Annotated in this window: 21 protein-coding genes; 11 read left to right on the top strand and 10 right to left on the bottom strand. The window is 33.6% G+C overall.

Annotated elements, in window-relative coordinates; all coding sequences use genetic code 11:
* Positions 1–165: 165 nt before the first annotated feature.
* From DMP16_RS03045 to DMP16_RS03010, 8 genes are all read left to right on the top strand, one after another.
* Complete coding sequence (locus DMP16_RS03045) at positions 166–924, top strand: Rieske 2Fe-2S domain-containing protein (protein ID WP_143576887.1); 759 nt, start codon at positions 166–168, stop codon at positions 922–924.
* 1 nt (position 925) lies between these two features.
* Positions 926–2,443 (top strand): cytochrome bc complex cytochrome b subunit, encoded by a 1,518-nt coding sequence (locus tag DMP16_RS03040; RefSeq protein WP_143576886.1) that lies wholly within the window; start codon positions 926–928, stop codon positions 2,441–2,443.
* Positions 2,430–2,870 carry a cytochrome c oxidase subunit II gene (locus tag DMP16_RS03035; RefSeq protein WP_069282854.1) on the top strand — a complete coding sequence of 147 codons (441 nt, stop codon included), beginning with the start codon at positions 2,430–2,432 and terminating at the stop codon, positions 2,868–2,870. Before DMP16_RS03040 ends, DMP16_RS03035 begins: the two co-directional genes overlap by 14 nt.
* A gap of 1 nt (position 2,871) precedes the next feature.
* Positions 2,872–3,324, top strand: coding sequence for a quinol oxidase subunit 2 (locus tag DMP16_RS03030; RefSeq protein WP_069282856.1), 453 nt, complete (start codon positions 2,872–2,874; stop codon positions 3,322–3,324).
* 188 nt (positions 3,325–3,512) lie between these two features.
* The gene (locus tag DMP16_RS03025) at positions 3,513–3,959 is read left to right on the top strand and encodes a hypothetical protein (protein ID WP_255446778.1); all 447 of its coding nucleotides are present in this window, start codon (positions 3,513–3,515) and stop codon (positions 3,957–3,959) included.
* 82 nt (positions 3,960–4,041) lie between these two features.
* Complete coding sequence (locus tag DMP16_RS03020) at positions 4,042–4,728, top strand: hypothetical protein (protein ID WP_069284646.1); 687 nt, start codon at positions 4,042–4,044, stop codon at positions 4,726–4,728.
* Positions 4,729–4,777: 49 nt separating this feature from the next.
* The gene (locus DMP16_RS03015; RefSeq protein WP_069282857.1) at positions 4,778–5,566 is read left to right on the top strand and encodes a DUF929 domain-containing protein; all 789 of its coding nucleotides are present in this window, start codon (positions 4,778–4,780) and stop codon (positions 5,564–5,566) included.
* 73 nt (positions 5,567–5,639) lie between these two features.
* Positions 5,640–6,218: a class I SAM-dependent methyltransferase gene (locus DMP16_RS03010; RefSeq protein ID WP_231961276.1), complete on the top strand. Its 579-nt coding sequence runs from the start codon at positions 5,640–5,642 to the stop codon at positions 6,216–6,218.
* On the opposite strand, the gene DMP16_RS03005 is transcribed toward DMP16_RS03010, so the two are convergent.
* Positions 6,195–6,428: a hypothetical protein gene (locus DMP16_RS03005; RefSeq protein ID WP_143576885.1), complete on the bottom strand. Its 234-nt coding sequence runs from the start codon at positions 6,426–6,428 to the stop codon at positions 6,195–6,197. The genes DMP16_RS03010 and DMP16_RS03005 overlap by 24 nt on opposite strands.
* Positions 6,429–6,493: 65 nt before the next feature.
* Here DMP16_RS03005 and DMP16_RS03000 point away from each other — a divergent pair, with 65 nt between their 5' ends.
* Positions 6,494–8,302, top strand: a complete 1,809-nt coding sequence (locus DMP16_RS03000; RefSeq protein ID WP_069282862.1) for a cation:proton antiporter — start codon at positions 6,494–6,496, stop codon at positions 8,300–8,302.
* Between the two features lies 1 nt (position 8,303).
* On the opposite strand, the gene DMP16_RS02995 is transcribed toward DMP16_RS03000, so the two are convergent.
* From DMP16_RS02995 to DMP16_RS02975, 5 genes are all read right to left on the bottom strand, one after another.
* The gene (locus tag DMP16_RS02995) at positions 8,304–9,464 is read right to left on the bottom strand and encodes an MFS transporter (protein WP_069282863.1); all 1,161 of its coding nucleotides are present in this window, start codon (positions 9,462–9,464) and stop codon (positions 8,304–8,306) included.
* A 504-nt stretch (positions 9,465–9,968) separates the two neighbouring features.
* Complete coding sequence (locus DMP16_RS02990) at positions 9,969–10,346, bottom strand: hypothetical protein (protein ID WP_069282864.1); 378 nt, start codon at positions 10,344–10,346, stop codon at positions 9,969–9,971.
* Positions 10,343–10,960 (bottom strand): hypothetical protein, encoded by a 618-nt coding sequence (locus DMP16_RS02985; protein ID WP_231961277.1) that lies wholly within the window; start codon positions 10,958–10,960, stop codon positions 10,343–10,345. The genes DMP16_RS02990 and DMP16_RS02985 overlap by 4 nt, the downstream gene beginning before the upstream one ends.
* Positions 10,957–11,835, bottom strand: coding sequence for an ABC transporter ATP-binding protein (locus DMP16_RS02980; protein ID WP_069282869.1), 879 nt, complete (start codon positions 11,833–11,835; stop codon positions 10,957–10,959). The genes DMP16_RS02985 and DMP16_RS02980 overlap by 4 nt, the downstream gene beginning before the upstream one ends.
* A 90-nt stretch (positions 11,836–11,925) precedes the next feature.
* The gene (locus tag DMP16_RS02975) at positions 11,926–12,516 is read right to left on the bottom strand and encodes a hypothetical protein (protein ID WP_069282871.1); all 591 of its coding nucleotides are present in this window, start codon (positions 12,514–12,516) and stop codon (positions 11,926–11,928) included.
* A gap of 97 nt (positions 12,517–12,613) precedes the next feature.
* Here DMP16_RS02975 and DMP16_RS02970 point away from each other — a divergent pair, with 97 nt between their 5' ends.
* Positions 12,614–13,411: a helix-turn-helix domain-containing protein gene (locus tag DMP16_RS02970; RefSeq protein ID WP_083216359.1), complete on the top strand. Its 798-nt coding sequence runs from the start codon at positions 12,614–12,616 to the stop codon at positions 13,409–13,411.
* 3 nt (positions 13,412–13,414) lie between these two features.
* On the opposite strand, the gene DMP16_RS10860 is transcribed toward DMP16_RS02970, so the two are convergent.
* Positions 13,415–13,588, bottom strand: a complete 174-nt coding sequence (locus DMP16_RS10860; protein ID WP_156770063.1) for a hypothetical protein — start codon at positions 13,586–13,588, stop codon at positions 13,415–13,417.
* A gap of 221 nt (positions 13,589–13,809) precedes the next feature.
* Between DMP16_RS10860 and DMP16_RS02965 the strand changes: the two genes are divergently transcribed.
* Complete coding sequence (locus DMP16_RS02965) at positions 13,810–14,358, top strand: hypothetical protein (RefSeq protein ID WP_069282874.1); 549 nt, start codon at positions 13,810–13,812, stop codon at positions 14,356–14,358.
* Between the two features lie 179 nt (positions 14,359–14,537).
* Here DMP16_RS02965 and DMP16_RS02960 read toward each other — a convergent pair whose 3' ends face one another.
* The 3 genes from DMP16_RS02960 to DMP16_RS02950 form a co-directional block, all read right to left on the bottom strand.
* Positions 14,538–15,161, bottom strand: coding sequence for a hypothetical protein (locus DMP16_RS02960; protein ID WP_069282875.1), 624 nt, complete (start codon positions 15,159–15,161; stop codon positions 14,538–14,540).
* 170 nt (positions 15,162–15,331) lie between these two features.
* Positions 15,332–16,864, bottom strand: coding sequence for a hydantoinase B/oxoprolinase family protein (locus DMP16_RS02955; RefSeq protein ID WP_069282876.1), 1,533 nt, complete (start codon positions 16,862–16,864; stop codon positions 15,332–15,334).
* Positions 16,861–17,918 (bottom strand): hydantoinase/oxoprolinase family protein (locus DMP16_RS02950; protein WP_143576884.1); only part of this gene is annotated, 1,058 nt, incomplete at its 5' end. The genes DMP16_RS02955 and DMP16_RS02950, both read right to left, overlap by 4 nt.

Raw genomic sequence — 17,918 nt, 5'->3', positions numbered from 1 at the left:
ATAACAAAATTGTTGTTCAAACATTTCTCCGTTTATGAAAGTGGAGTTTTTAGGTTAATTTTGATTGATAATTAGGCATGATGGCTAACATTTGAATTATTGAATAAATGCTTTAGTTAGATATGTTCATCTTAAAACTTAAATATCTCGTAAATTTATATTAAACTGATGAATAGGAGAACATTCTTAAGACTTTATTTAGTAGTTGGAGCTGCTGTGGCGATAGCACCACTGATAAAGCCATTAGCTGACTATGTGGGATACTTCTATAATGAGTTAGGTTCAATTTCGAAACAGTATCTAGTTGCTAATAATACTGATGGAATAGGAGGATTTCCTAAATATAAAATTACAAATATCAGTACTTTTCAACAACAAGTGAAGAACTCTAGCTGTCCGGTTTTCTTCTTCGCATATCCGTTAACTAACGAGCCTTGTTTCTTAATAGATTTAGAGGCTATTTTAGGCGAGCCAGTCCCAGAAATAGAAAATCCATATTACGGTCAATATGCTGGTCCATTAGGACAAATGAAAACTATACAAGGAGTAGGTCCAAATAATTCCATATATGCATTTTCTGATGTATGTGTTCACCTGGGTTGTCAGTTACCTGCTCAAGTATTGGTAACTTCTTCAAATGACCCCGGCTTAGATATAGAGAATTCAATTTTACACTGTCCATGCCATGGTTCAATGTACTTACTGAAGAGTGGCGGTATTGTAGTAGGCGGTCCTGCTCCCAGACCTCTACCGATGGTAATACTGGAATACGACGAGAATACTGGTGACATCTATGCCGTGGGTACTAACGCCCCCTATTTCAGTGCTTCAATACCTAGGGTAAACCCCTCGGACAACTTACTTTACGACCCGAGATACAGTTACAGTACTCCTAATAATCCCTCTTGTAGTAAGGGTGGTTAGGATGGTAGAGAAAAAGGGTTTGTTTGATAGGTTTATGAAATGGTTGGATGATAGATTAGGTATATATGGGCATACGTTAAGACCAGCTCCAAGATATGCTTATTCAATCGATTACTGGCTTGGAGGTTTAGTGTTATCTGCATTTATATTCGAAGTACTTACGGGGGCGATGATAGCCATATACTATACTCCAAGTGATCCTTATACGTCAACTACCTACTTAATAAGTAAAGTGCCTTATGGTGCGTTACTATTTAGTTTGCATAGTTGGGGAGCTTACGTCATGATATTTTTAATGCTAGTTCATATGACCAGAAACTTCTTGGTAGGAGCTTATAGACCTCCTAGAGAGATAATGTGGATTGTTGGGTCAATATTGGCTGGTTTAACCTTAACTGAAGCATATTTAGGCTATTCATTACCTTATAACTTAATTTCATGGGTAGCAACTACTACTGGTTTAAACTTATTCTCTTACATGCCATTTAATTTAGGCTATCTAATATCATTAGCAACTGTAGTTAATCCGAACCAGCCTGGTATTATGTCTGGGGTAGACCCTCTAGTCCAGAGGTTCTTCGTTTTCCATTGGATTGTAGGAGGACTGATAATGCTCTTCATCGGCTTGCATCTTTACATATTCGAGAAGCATGGGATAACTCCTCCAATTTCTGAAGTCAGACCAGGTGATCCAGAGCTAATTGATGAGTATCAAGATAAAATAAGGTCAAATCCAAGATGGGAAATACAACCACTTATTAGGTCAATAGGTATGGTAGTGATGATATTTCTATTAACATTTGGACTAATCTTCTTCATAGCCTCTATAATACCATTTAATATAACAATAAGCGGTGGAACTCCAAAGTATATAATGCCACCCTTCAACCCAGTTGAGGCTGCTCAAACTCCACCAGTCCCAGATTGGTATTTCCTATTCATTTACTTCTTCTACAAGTCTGTTAGCCCAACTAATGCGTCGTTAATATTCTTAGGCTGGGTGATTATCACTGTACTATTCCCGTTCATAGAAGAGTATATATTTAGGCATAAAGCCCCTCATCCAGCATTAAGACCTGCTGCCATTGCTATCGGTACTGGGTTTATCATAAGTTTTATCGTAAATAGTGTATGGGCTGGTTTAACTCCAGGTAGGGATATAGGACCTATCGGAGTCGAAGTGGATGGTGCAATATTCCTAATATGTTTTGCAGTAATATGGCCTTTACTGAGATATGTAGCACAGCCTAGGGTTCTAGCAAGGATGCAGAGTTCTCCATTAACTGATGGTGGAGTTATAGTCGAGGATAAAAGAAGGCTAGTACTGAATGGGCTCACAGTTTTAGGTATAGATTTAGGGATATTGGCTGGTTTAATATACTCACTTTACGAGGTTTATGTTCTATCATCTAATCCCATAGTTAATCAGTTCTTAATAGGTCAATTTTTAGGTTTTTCACTGGTATTATTTTCAATTTCAGTCTTCATAAATGTGGTGATGGGAAGTGGAAAAAGCTAGAATATTTGAACTATCAACCATAATTTTTGCAATAGTAATACTTACTGTATTAGGTGTTTTTTCTGATATATATTTAAACTCTATAAACACGGGAGCATATCTAACTACTCAGCAAAGACAGGACGCTATCCCAATAAAAGTTATCGGCATGCAATATGCGTGGGAATTCGTCTATCCTAACGGCACGGTCTCGATAGATAAACTGGTGCTTAAGGCAAACCAAACTTATTTGCTGGAGATTACGTCCAAGGACGTAATACATGCCTTCTATATTCCCCAGCTAGGATTTAAGTTTGAGGCAATACCGGGCTATGTTTATGACTTTTACATTGTGGTAAATAAGCCGGGAGTATATGATATATGGTGCGCTGAGTTCTGTGGACCAGGGCATTACTTAATGAAAGGAACACTAATAGTGGTGAGTTAAGATGAGTAAGACTAGTAAAAAATTAACTGGAAAAGATTATGCTTGGTGGGTCATATCAGTTCTAGGGTTCTTCGTGCTTTTTTTATGGATTGGAGATTTTGGTAGACTATCATACCTAACCCAAAGCCCTTTAACTAATTATGTTGAAAACTTATGGTCAGTGACTTACATAGCAGCTGGGGGAGTTTTCGCAATTTTTATGGGCAGTATAGTTTTTTTATCAGTCAGGTTTAGAGCCCCACCTGAAGCAGTGACTACTGGGGTTAGTAAGAGGGTAAGCGTAACTACATATTACTATATGACTCTATTTATAGACTTAGTAATGGGTATAGTAGTAACTTACGAAATGTTTACAATAGCATCACAGTTTACGATAGGGTTATTAGCCTCTGCTGATCTTTTCATATTCGCCTCTATAATATACCTAATATATAAGTTGTACTTTGAAGATTAAGCTAAAAGTTATTTTTGTTTTTTCTTTTATTTAATATATTTTTTTATTTAAATCGAGTTTATCAAGTTTTACCCACTCCTTTTATTGCATAAAAAGAGACTTAAATATTATATAATTAGTTACTTATACTAATTTTAATGATTAAAGAGAAAAGTTTATTAAACAATTTTTGCATACTATATTATTGAGTGAAAGGAGTGAAAAGAGAGAAAGTTGTGGTACCAATACTTATAATTTTAGTAGCCTTAATAATAGGGACCTCTGGAATACTTACAGCCAGAAATCCGTTCATATCACCTAGTGTTGTCAGCAATACTTTGGGAGGTAAGTGGTCTGTCCAAAGCTTTTACATGGGAAATAATACTGTTACCGAAACCTTATATGATTCCTCCGGTGATGTTCTAGTAATAACTGAATACAGTTTTTCTACTCCATCGCAAGCCTTGAACTTCATTTACGCAAATCAGCTAAATAATCCGCAAATGTTCGAAGGTTATTTGGTCTCATACTATTCGCATGGGTTAATTGAATCAGCTTATATTTTAGATGGTAGTCACGTATTTTACGTGAGTTACGTAGGGTCAGTGAGCACTAATTTGCCTAGTTTAGCTCAGTTGATAAATCTCATTAAATAAAAAAAGAGGAAATTTTAAATAGTTTTTTTAAGTATAGTTTCTTGTGAAGCAAACATATTTTCTTTCGATTATACCAATAGTGATGGGCTTAGTATTAGCTTACTTATTTCCTCTTGATGAAGCTTTGCCAATCACCATTTTCTGGATATTCTTAACATATCTTCTATTGAGAGTTTTCTTCAGAGGTGAAGTAAATGTAATTAATACTTATAATGGTAAGTCTAAGTGGGCTATTTTGGCCTCGTATATGAGTGTGCACTACGTTCTTTATAGTATAGCTTTAGAAACATTGTTAACGTACTTATTTAGACCAGTTATATATCCCCAAAGTTCGTTTGTAGGATTCTTTACAACACCATTTGGAGAATCGAGGAGTTTTGCGAATCTGGGCTTATCTTTAGTATTTAATCCTACGATAACAATTTTCATAAGCCCTAATTTTGCTATTGATTTGTCGTTGTATAGTATAGTATTTGGACTTTTGATATCCATACTTGTAACTTCTATTTTAATATCTATACTTTCGATAAATGGGAAACAAAAATACATTATTTTAGTTCCTCTATTAGGGCTTATTGCTGGAGCAAGTTGTTGTGTGTCGATACCGATATTGTTAGCTGAATCAGTTGAGTTAGCTAATATAGTATTTATTTCAACAACCTCTTGGCAAGCTTTATTTATAGCCTATATATCACTTCCAATAATAACAGTAATATTCTTGAAGCATTTATCCAATTCTTTAATTAGACTTAGAGCTAAAATTAATTAACTAATTTATTGGGAAAAACTTTTTATCCTACATCTCTTAAACAGTGTTAATGAAAAGAGTATATCTAGTAGTGGTTATACTAGCTCTCTTAATAGCTGGAATATTATCTTATTATTACTTCTTTGTCTTACCAAGTTCCGCCGCAATTCCTGCTGGTGTATTCATTAAAATCTCAAATGAAGATTATGCTCCCTTAGGAAAGGTTGCGATTTATGTTCAATCGTGGATAGGTTGCCCGGTGGGAGCAGCTGCCTCATGGGCTATATACTTATTACTATCGCACTATGGCAAAGTCGAGTATTATGCACATTATTCTGATCCTTATGATAAGACAGCTTCTAATATACCGGGGTTAATATTTTTAAACTTCACCCCTAACTCCTCCCTAGAGTTTCATATAGCTTATCTGTATAATGAATATCTTAACGCAACACCCAATGGCACTCCAATACCTGTAAGCCAACTTGTACAAGTTGGAGAAGAAGAATTAATGCAGGACTTCCCTGCTCAGATAGCGCAATTAATAATAAAGTACGAGACTCAAGTTCCAATTAAACAGTATGGTAAACCCTCGGCGTTATACGTTAACCCACCTCACCTAAACTTTGCAATTCTAATTACTGGACCAAACGGAACGTATATACTAACTACTCCATTAATAAGTCCAAAAGCGTTAGAGGGGTATAACATTTCTTATGTAATGTCACACTTGAATCAAATACAAGCGATAATGAACGGTTACAATGAGTTATATAATGCTGTTTACAAAGCTTCTTATGATCCAAATACCGGAGTCTCTTGCTTACTTTTGATTCTTGATATCAACAAGGTATTGTAAAGATTTTTCCTGATAATCATTAAAATTTCTTTTTATCTATAAAATTTTTTAGATTAGACTCATTTTTATAATCATGGTAGATAATAGGCCAGAACTTAATAGAATGGGATTATCACTTAGGAATATTGATTCTAGATATAAGCCAATCATGAGAATGGGAATATCGATTGATGAAATGATATACGTTGCCAGAAGGTTATATCCTATGGTAAAAGCTAGTGAGAGGATCTTAGAAGTGGGTTGTGGGAATGGATTAATAGGGGTAATTTTATCCAAGTTACTGGATCGAGAGGTGTACGTGATCGACGATTGGAATCAAGTATCTAAAGATGATGTAATGCGTAATATAAAGGAAGATAACGCTAAAGTATTACTTAATGATTTTCATGAAGGCTACGGTCTGCCTTTTGACGATCGAAGCTTTAATTTGGTCTATTCAGTAATGTTCTTATCTAATATAGGAAGAGAAGGTAGGTTAAAATTAGGAAAAGAGGTTTTAAGGGTTTTAAAAAATAATGGCTTATTTATCGTAGTAGATACGCTAGTTTTCAGGGGAAAAATTAGAAAAGATTTAGAGGGTATGTTTAAACTTAAGTGGTACGGTGAGGAAAATGGGTTCTCGTTCTTTTTATGGTCTAATAATCTTACTTAATTCCTTTTTTAACAAAATTAATGAATTTATCATGCTTTTGATTTCCTCTCTTTCTTTCTCATCATTAGCCTGAACCTTCTCCAGTGAATAAGATAATTGATCCAATAATTCCTCAACAGTGTCACATACTTCACTATCTTTACACTTCTTACACTCCTCCATTTTACTCAGAATATTCTGATACATTTTTCTTATATCATTAGGGCTCATCAAATATATAATATCGTTAGAGCAATAATTAAATTTTATAATTGCAGAGACAACACTCTTATCAGATGAATTATGCTGTAATTAGTTTTGTTTTACTATCTACTTTACTATTAGCATTCTTGCTCACTAGGCTCAAGATCTCACCTGTTATAGCTTATCTTTTAGGTGGTGTATTGGCAACTACGTATTTAGGAGTAAGTTTTAACTCCTCTTACTTCAGTATACTGAACTTTCTGGCATTAAACCTTTTAGCATTCGAAATTGGTGCCTCATTTGATATATCTAGGGCTAGAGAATTATTCAGAAAGGCATTAAGTATTTCATTAGTAGAGCTAATCTTAATAACACTACTTTCCTACTACTTTGGACTGTACTTATTACATTTAGGACCTCTATTGTCTCTATTTCTCGTTATGGCTTCGATTGATACTAGTACGTCAATATTATATAAGATAGCTGGAAACAAATTAGACAAGAACACTAAGGACTTATTGATTGCAGTAGCATCGATAGAAGATATTGAGGTATTCTTTCTATACTCTATAGCAGTAGCCGCTAATGGATCGTTTAACCCTATAAGAATTGTATCTGTAGTTGTGGAAGTTTTAGTTGCAGGATTAATAATGTATGTTTTTGCAAAGTATTTTATAGCTGGATTATCAATTTTTACGCTAAACAATGTAGAAGATGAGAGTATTTTAATACTATTTCCGGTTGCTCTAGTTTTCCTCTTTGAATACATTTCTTCTGTAACTTCTATTCCTACAACTCTTACAATGATTTTGGCTGGATTAGCTTTTTCCTCCATCAGTGAAAGTGAGAGAGTGCTAAAGCTTACCTCCCCCATTAGAGAGTTCGCTCTAATATTCTTCTTTCTATCGGTAGGTAGTTATTTAAAGGTATCGACATCAATATTAACTTTCGTAATATTTTCGGTATTGATTCTTCTTATTAAATATATTTCATTTAGTACAGCATCATGGGTCACTGGAACAACCTTCGTTAAAGCCTTCACGAACGGGCTTTATATGTTACCTATAAGTGAATTTGGAATAATAGTATCACTTGAAGCATTAAATAGAGGAATCAACGTATATGTAGTATACTATATTTCTGTTGTCGTTGTATTATTATCCTCTACCATAGGGTCAATTATAGCTACTAGGGTAAGTATTTTTGGAAGGATAGTCAGCATGATTTACTCACGTTCTTACTTCTTAAGACAGTTGGACTCTGCTATTGTCTGGCTTAATAGAAATATATCTAAGGACTTTTCTCCTCTATCAAAATCATTAATATTCAGAGGTTTCATAAAGATGTTAATATACATGACTTTGCCTTACGTACTATTTCCACTAATTGGGAGTTTGATTACGAGTATAATAGATCCAAATAGAATCTCATTATTCTCTTACTTCATTTATGCAGGTGAGATTATCATAGCCTTATTCTTATTATCGCTTTTCCTATCTGAAGGTATTCAATTATATTTAACGATAAACAATCAAATACTGGAGAAATTAGTGAAGGTGAAAAGTAAGTTATTCAAACTCTTCTGGCTTAATTTAACATCTGTCTCCTCAACATTTTACACAATTATTATTACAATTATTTACATAATATTTGAGATTATACCTTTATTATATAATCTTCCGCCAATTTTTGGCTATATTACGCTCATCGCTAGCGGATATATTGCATATAGAAGAAGGAATTTAAAAACATACTCATTTGCCTTCAGCATTTTTAGTGAAAAAAACATAAGTGATAAAGAATTAGTAAAGATAAGTAAAAAAGTCATAAAGAAAAAGATTAATAAAAATGATGAAAACAACCTAATTGGTTCATTTTTAAGAAAAATAATAAAAAAATAAATTATGGATTTATTTCCCTCAGTTTCGGATGTAATAACCATAATACAAATGAGATGAATACCCCGGATATTCCCAAAATAATGAAGTAAAGATAGTTGACTGATAATAGATATTCAAAAATATAAACTAAGGAAACTTCCAATGAACTGGTTATTAATATCTCTATGCTTAGCACACTACCTAAGAATTCATTGCCAGTGCTGGATTTAACTCCAGCCATTACGAAATTCTCTATCACACCTTGACTGAAGGAGATAAATGATAGTGATGCTAATAGAAGGTATGGCGATATCGAGGGTGATAATAAAAGTAAATAAGTCATGAAGCACGAAGTAAGGTAAATTATCATAATATTTCTTCCGTTATGAAGTTTTGTCATAACAAAAATAGATAATATGAAGATAAAATAATAAATTGCTTGGGAAAAACCATAGATCTGAGTAGTTCCTCTGAATAAAGTAATTAATAGGGGTAAAATATATGTAATGGGGTATAGAAATCCCTCAGAAATAGCGTAAGTTAGTATGACTCCTCTTACTTTTTCATCTCTTTTCATGTAATCTATACCGGTACTTAACTTAACTCTCTTACTTCCCCCTCCTATATTAAATCCTTTGAGAACTATAAGACCTAAACCAGAAACTAAACCAACTAAAATTAAGTCATATGCATTTAGGAAGTTAAATAAAATGTACCAAACAGCCCCAGATATTATTCTGGAAGACATCGAAATAACATTTACATATAAAATAGCCTTTGCCCTAGCATCGTCGGGCATTGTTGCATAATACGTTACATAACCTACGTTATTCGATATCTCAGCCACAAGGATCCTGATATAATAAACTAGAAATATTATGAGTGGAGATTTAGTTAAGAATGCTAACGCCAATACAATAGCTAAGGAAGCTGATATTCCTCGACTAATGAAAAAAAGTTTTGCTCTATTATATTTATCTGATAAAAATCCGATAAAGTATGAAATGAAAATTCTAAATAGAGGTCTTGCAATTACAGCTGAACCAAATAATAAGGGCTCTGTCTTAAATAAGAGGAAAAATAGCCAATAAGTAGTAAGTTCTGATTGAATGTACGAGAATCCTGCAAATACGCTGAACGTAGTATATTGTCTGAAGGCTTTATATTGAAAAGGAGAAGGCACAAATCTATCTATCTTAAACTATTTATAAATATTTTATATGAAAAATAGACTATTTATTTTAACCTCGATTATCCTCATTTAAACCATTCTTATTCTACTTTAGTTAATTTAAAGTCTCTATAAGGGTTCAAAAAGAGTTTATTTAACATTCCATAAAGTTTGATAGAAAGATATATGATATATAATATAAAATTTTATCAAATTTCTAACAGCTTAAATTAGTTTTAAATCAAATTATACATTTAAGTTATAGAATTATAACTAGAAAATCATTATGAAAAATTAGATGGAGTTTAAGTATTTTTCTTATATAATGTGAAGTAATCTGTAAATAGAGGCTTTCCATAATATTGTTATATAGCTATAAAAATCAAACATGTAGTTTATTATTTTATTAGTCCAATTTAAATCCTCAGCATCATAAAACCTTTCTGCGTGTTAAGTAAATTCTATATTTTTGAAATTGAATAGTATCTGCTTAGCATTGTTCTAAGTCAAACATTTCTATTGCTCTTTTTTTATTATTAATCTTGTTATTTCAATTGCAATACCCACGATGGATAATATTAATCCTACGTTCATCGCTTCATTTCCATAAAAAATCTTATATCCCTCTAGTAACATACTCGCATTTCCACTCCCTTTCAGATAAAATAGTTCTTTAACTACAATCGAATCTGAAGAGTTTAGTTTGTTGATAGACCCATTTTCATAGAATATAGTGAAATTTCCAGAATTTACCATGATCTCTGCTTTGGTATACCAAGGAGGCATGGTAAAGGTACTATTAGTATATACTGTTAAGCTCAATGGAAAAGTGATCTCTCCTAAAGTGACTATTATCAATCCTATTGATAATAAGAATAACCCTATCCTTATCATATAGACATCCTCTTAAATATGTGGTAGGAAAAATAGATTAGTAAAAAATCAACCGGTAAGAAGTAATAAAAAATATAAGCTAAACCGACAACTTCAGCCCCTAATAAGGAGAGTATTATGAAAATGCTTATGAAAAAGCTTCTGAATGGTCTCTTAATTAGTAGAGTGATAAGATATGAAAGATTACATATAAACAAATACTGGGAAATAAATTCCTCTATCCAAATCAATGGAGGTCTAAAAGAAGATAGCAGAAATGTGATTTCAGATATTGTGATGAAGAGGAGTGATATTGCTAAGACGTCTAAAGTATAAAGAATAAAAAAGACCGTTCTCTTATTTTTTATTTGAAGAAAAGTTACTATTGTGCCGTCGAATAGATCTTGTCCTAATCCTAGGCTTATATTTTTAACTGTTATAACAGATAATATTATTCCGATTGTCCATATTTCTAAACTAAGTATTTGAAACTGTTGTGAAGTGACTACATCCCTTACTTGTGGAAATAAGAAGTTATATGATGCAACTAAAGCTACACTTAATATGAATGCTAAGTCAATATAAGCTAATAGACCGTAATTGCCGTACCTATGCTTCAATACTAAAGTAGTCATTCCCAACCTATTCCACCCTGAATACTTTTATCTATAATCGAATTTCTTACATAAAGTATTTTTATACCTGCATCAGTTAATACTTTTATTATCTCAGATAGATTGCCTTTAACCTTAATCTGATTTCCTATTACTTCTATGTTAAATTTCTCGTTTAATAATTCAACTGACTTACTTACATTATCTACCACAATGTAAAATTCCTCAAGAAAGTCATTTCTTAAAAGATTATTTACTTTTCCAATAAATCTTAATACACCGTTGTTGATAGCTAGAACATGCGTAGAAAACGCAAGTATTTCTGAAGCTATGTGAGAAGATATTAATACAGTTAAACCTAATTTTTCTCTAAGACGCATGAAGGTGTTATAAACTTCATATCTTGATGTTACGTCTAGGTTTGCTGTAGGCTCATCAGCTATAATAATGTCTGGATTTTTCATTAACGCGAATATTATCTGAAGTTTCTGCCTTGTACCAGTTGACAAGTCTTTTACTTTATTTTTTATAAAATTATATAAATTGAATTGATCTAATAATTCCTTAGCGTCGCTTAAGGGATAATTGAACTCCTTACTTACCTCGTTAATAACATCATATACAGTTAAGTAGAGTGGAAGATAAGGTTTATCTAGAATAACAGATAACTTCCTATAGAGTTTATTACTAGTCCAAGGATCCTCTCCTAAAACGCTCACGTCACCAGAAGTTCTATTTATTAGACCAGAAAGTATTTTTATGAGAGTAGATTTACCAGCACCATTAGGACCTAATATTGCCGTTATACTACCTTCTTCAACATGAAATGAAAGTCCATGAAGAACTTCAAAGTCCCCATACCTCTTCACTAAATTCTTTACTTCGATAACGCTCATGCTTTAATTAATGATTAGATGAGAACGTTAAAAACTTTTCCAGAAAAGATTAGATTATATAAAAATTAGATATATATCTTAAAAATAAACTTAATTATCATATATCAGATTTATGAATAGTGAGCTTAATCTAATAAAAATTAAGATTAGGTCATCATTATTTTCATTATCGTGATGGGGTGAGATGAGTTGAAAATACAAACCGATATCATTTAAAACTTCTTGATAAGTCAAATTTTGGTATGCCTTACCTGTAACGTAAATTGTAATCTCTACTTCTTTATCGTTTATACTTACATTCGATGAGGTATGGTTCAAGTTTAGCGTAACTACATTTCCATCTTCGAAATATAAAACCACGTATAATTGTGAAAAGTTTATCTCAGGCTTTATACCAACTAAGTATAGTCCCTTATCCTTTACATGGACTTTTAACTTAGCTGTAAAGGAAAAAGAATAAAGTGTGGAAGTATTTGATGGTAAAGTATTGGTTGATGTCTGGGTGTTAGATATTTGGGCTGAATTACTACTACTAACTATTTGTACGTTAGAAACATTAATTGGGACTTGGCTAATAGGCTGATTAGGTCTATGCAATGCATAATATAATTCTATACCAAGAGCTATATTTACAATAAGAGTGACTATCACTAGGCTAGCTAATAATACTTGTCTATCCACAATATTATCTTTGCAATTTATCTCATATAAGTATTAGTTCCGGAACAGCGGAACTGTCATTAAGTTATTAAAGCCAGATTGTCTTTTATAGAAATAGATGATAAAGGGACAATTACTTCTAATGCTACTAGTAATTCCACTGGCGTTCACTATAGTTGCCAATAGTAGTCCAAGTGTAATAACAATCTACTATAATGGGACTGTAGAAGCTAAACTATACAACGTTTCTCAGTTCATTCTCATTGGCTACAACGTTACTAATCTAAAAGTAGTTGGAGCTCAGTATAATCTCTCTGGTAATATGCTTTATCTAAGAAATTACACTTACGCTTACGCCTTAATCACCTATAAGGCAGTCTTCCCTAAGGGTGTAATTCAAGCGAACGAAAATGGAAATTACAGTATGATTATATTGCTACCTATTAACGCATCAATTAGTTATATTATTCCACAGCCGTCTAGTTTTACAATAAATAATAATTTCTATAATATTACATTTTATACAAATAAAGTTACAATACTATATGCTTTCTCTACTGCATTGATACAGAAATCTAATGAATCAAATATAGAGTTGTACTTAATAGGAGGGTTAGTAGGTAGCGATGCAATATTAGCTTCACTGATATTTCTAGTTTTGAGGAGAAATAAGACTAGAGAAGAAGTTGATGACCAAAGCATAAATGTGGATATAGTGCCCAATATATTAGACGAGAGAGATACAATAGTCTTGGAAGCCATAAAAATGGGTACTAACACGCTGGCTGATATTATTAGACAAACCGGATTGCCTAAGTCTACAGCGTACAGAAGAGTTAAAAAACTCGTTAAGTTGGGTTACATAGAAGAGGTAAGAGAAGAAGGAAAAATAAGATATGTTTTAAAGAAAAAATAAAATTTAATTGGGTGGAAGTAGTTCCATATTATATCCGCTTGTAGCTATTATTATTGCATCTACTATTGCATATATACATATCCCTATCAATAATATAATTGTTACTTTCTTCGTATCTATTATGTAACTTTCTTTTTCCCCTTCGTCCTCCTCAAAATTATATACTGTCTCTCCCATTTTTATCAAATCATAATTCATACATATTCTTATTAAGAGACCCGTACCGAGACTTTCAATTAGTTATCTTGAATTTAACGTTGATGTGTTTCAATGTGTTTCATTTTAATGGAACTTTAATTCTTGATTTACCCTGCCTAAACTAAATGGTTAGATATCATAAAAATGGAACTGTACCTTATAAGAATGAAACTACAAGATGATATTTAGGTGTTCAAAAAATGAATAAGTTAGCCCTAATCGGAATATTGTTAGCTACCGTATTAGCTGGAGGAATAGTGATAGGCGAAGAGGTTACGGGAGGTTTAGCCAATATAAGTTATAACGTTACTTCTCCTACAATCCAAACAATTTCCGCTTCATTTAACCTAGGTAACTTAACAGCAGGGCAAAGTGGAACTCTAACCCAAAATGCGACTGTTACTGTTTCAGCCAATGGTACTTATACAATAAAATTAGTAAAGGACGTATTGGAAGACGTATTCTCTGAGTTTAATGTCACTATTCATATTGCAAACTATACTTTTACCCTAATGCTACATGGGAAAGGTCAGTACGCAGTGTATTTAACGAAGGGTACATATACAGTTAATATTAAGATATCTTATCAAGTATCACAGAGCCCAGAAGCAAAGTCTGTTAGTAATATACCGTTCTTGATAATAAAGTATGGAAATGAAGAGATTAGCCATCAAGGAGTTACTGGTACGAATGAAAATCATGGAAAACACAAACACGATCATGATGATAACGATCAGGGAGATGAATAAAAATATAAGAATTTTTCCTTCCAATTTTTTAATTTATCTATAAATTAAATGATATTATAATATCCAATATAGAAACGTAATATTTTTTTGGTATAATTCTAAATACTAGATAAGATTTCCTAATTTTTTATAACACTAACAACAATGCATAGTATAAATATCAATAAGACGTTTTAGTGTTAAAGCTTTATAAGTGCATAATTAACTCCTAGGAAGACTGCAAAGAACACTGGTAGGAAAACCTCATCTATATTCAACAAAGCTTCACCCATAAATAGCGTGGCAAGACCGAAAAGTAAAGCCGAGAGAACAAATTTAAGGTGCGGAACCCTTATTTTCATAATTTGAGCCCTTAACGCAATCGTTAGAGCTATTACCACCACCACTGCTATTAGAGTACCTAGAAGCGTAGACGAGAAACTTTGTGGAATTAATGCTAATATGACCAGACCAGCCTCCAAGGCCTCAGTAGCTGAGACTACAAACACTGTTATAATTCCTTCCTCTTTTTCCTCATGCTTTCTTCTTATACCCTTAAAGCTTCTCCTAGCACTAGCTAGTAACCTGTAACCGAAATAAGCTAATATGACTGCAGCAGCTAATAACACGTATTCTATCGGTAAGAAAACTATGTATCTACCTAAAAGAAAAACCGGGAGGAGCACTAGTAATATTCCTGCTATCGCATAAAGGATAGGCTTAAAGTTTTTGTATATGCCTTGAAAGATCACCGCTACAGCACTTGCCTCGGATAACTCTAATACACTTATGCCGAGAGATGCCAATAAGACTGAAATATCCATGCACAAATATTCTTCGACTATTTTAATAAAGTTTAACCTAGAAATAGTCCAGAACACTTTATATAGATCTAAGCACCCAATAGAAATAACCTTAAGAAATAAGACTTAAAAAATCTCATCATCTATAGCAGGGGAGTAAGTTCAGTAAATTTATCTAGCTTATTTTCTACTTAATTATACTTACCGTATCCTCCTCCACCAGGAGTTTCAATAATGACCTCATCTCCCTCTTTAAGTAATGTTGAAAACTTACTAGGCATGTTCTCAATCCTTCCATTATTCCTCACTATCGTTACTTTACCGGGTTTACCGTTTTCTCCTCCATTTAGACCCCAAGGTGGTATTATAAACCTTTCAGCCATTATGGATAGTCTAGTTTCGTCTAACACTTTAAATGCTCTTATTATTCCATCCCCTCCTTTGTACTTTCCCTTACCACCACTACCCTCCCTAATTTTATAAGCAGTAAATAGAATTGGATATTGTCTCTCAGCAATCTCTATAGGAGTGTTAAGTGTATTTGTCATGTTTACGTGAACACCGGATACTCCATCTTTGTTAGGTCTACCGCCAGTGCCTCCTCCAATAGTCTCATAATATGCCCAATATACTCCATTATGTATACCTCCCATCATCACGTTCATCATGGTTCCAGAACCCGCAGCTGGAACTGGGATTATATGAGATAAGACCTTGAAAGTGACATCAGCGATTCTCTGAGAAGTCTCAACGTTCCCGCCACCAACTGGAGCAGGTTTTATTGGATTTACTATTGTTCCCTCTGGTGCTTTTACATTAATTATGCCATAGAATCCTTCATTAGTGGGTATTTCTTTCTGTATTAGGGATCTTATAACAAAGCTAACAGCTGAAAACGTAACGCCGTATACTGCATTATAAGGTAGGTTAACTTGCCTATCCGTACCAGTGAAATCTGCGTAAATGCCGTCGTAGGTAACATTTATTTTCAATTTAATCTTTTTGATTTCATCTAATTCTAAATAGTCTTCATCCTCTGCTTCGCCTACGTTCCATTTTGAAATCTCCTTGAGACTTAATTCTTTACTATATTCAATTGATTTCTCCCAAGATATTAAAACTGTTTCCAGACCATACTTATCAACTAGTTGTTTAACTCTACTTATTCCGGTTAGATTTGCTGAGATCTGAGCATTTAAGTCACCTAACGATACTTCTGGTACTTTGAAATTTTCTTTAATAATATTTATAATTTCATTATCAATCTTACCTCTTTTGACCAACTTTACGGGTGGTATTACCAATCCTTCTTCATAGATCGTTGAGGCTTGAGGGTTCAGACTAGCGGGGGATGGTCCTCCTACGTCTACCTGATGAGCTTTATTTACAACGTAACCTACTAACTTATTTCCGTAATAAATAGGAGCTAGCAACATTACGTCATTTAGATGAGTTCCCGAAATGTAAGGATCGTTCAATACTACCATATCTCCTTCTTCCAAATTTACCATTTTCAAAGTGTTTTTGACACCTATTCTAAACGAGCCCAAGTGGACTGGTATGTGCTCAGCTTGAGCTACTACATTACCATCCTTGTCCAATATAGCGCAGCTGTGATCCATTCTCTCCCTAATATTTGGAGACATTGCTGACTTCTTTAGCATAACACCCATTTCTTCTGCAATAAATTCTGAAGCCTTATGAACCACTTCCCAATTGGTCATTCTCTCACCAGTATTATCGAATCATCTATTATTGCATTCCACTCCGGCTTAATTACTGTAGTTGAACTATATTCTTCAATTATTGCAGGTCCCTTAATCCTTAGTCCCTTAGGTAACTTCTCTCTGACAAAAACATCAGCATCTATCCAATCATCTTCCATCATCACTTTCCTACGTCCTACTGGTTTATCATCACTCCCGAATTTTGAAGATATCTTAGGAATAAGCCTTTTCCTTACAGCAAAAACTCTAATAGTAACCACCTCAATCTCTCTATCCTTCATAATGAATCCATAAGTCGATAAATGTTTCTCCTCAAATGTTTTCCTCACTATTTCCTCGTTAACTTCACTTGGCAATTGTACTGTTAACTCCCACCCTTGACCCTTGTATCTAATATCGGCGTATCTTATGAAATAATCGACTTGTTTAAGTCTCTCTAACAACTTCTTCTCCAACTCCTTATACTCCTTTTCTAGGTCTTTAGGAAATGACTTTCTAATCTCAAATCTCCAATCTGCAAGTAAAAGACCTAAAGCACTGAAGAGACCTGGGTAAGGTGGTACTACTACTTTTTTAATACCAATTTCATCAGCGAGGTATAGTGCGTGTTGCGGACCAGCACCGCCAAAAGCTATCAGGCTAAAAGATGTAGGATCTAGACCTCGCTCCACAGTGACAAGCCTTATAGCCCTAGCCATCTCCAAGTTTATTAGTTCTAGGGCATTTCTACTTACCTCAAAAGGATCACCTAACTTTGATAAACCTTGTAAAGCCTTTTCTTTATTTAGTCTTAGATTACCACCTATTAACTCATCCCCTAACTTACCTAAGACCAAATTGGCATCAGTTATCGTTGGTTTATTTCCTCCCTTATTATAACAAATAGGACCTGGATCGGCACCAGCACTAATTGGACCTACCTTTAAAGCGTTAGCTTCATCTCTCCAAATTATTGTACCTCCTCCTGCCGACACTTCTGCTAGATCTATGAATGGGAATCTGATGGGATATCCACTTCCCTTAACCACTCTTCCGTGATGAACCTCTCCAC

It is taken from the genome of Sulfolobus sp. B1 (assembly GCF_007050195.1).
Taxonomy (GTDB): Archaea; Thermoproteota; Thermoprotei_A; order Sulfolobales; family Sulfolobaceae; genus Saccharolobus.
Note: the sequence above shows the minus strand (reverse complement) of the source record. Positions and strands in the feature narration are given on the sequence as shown.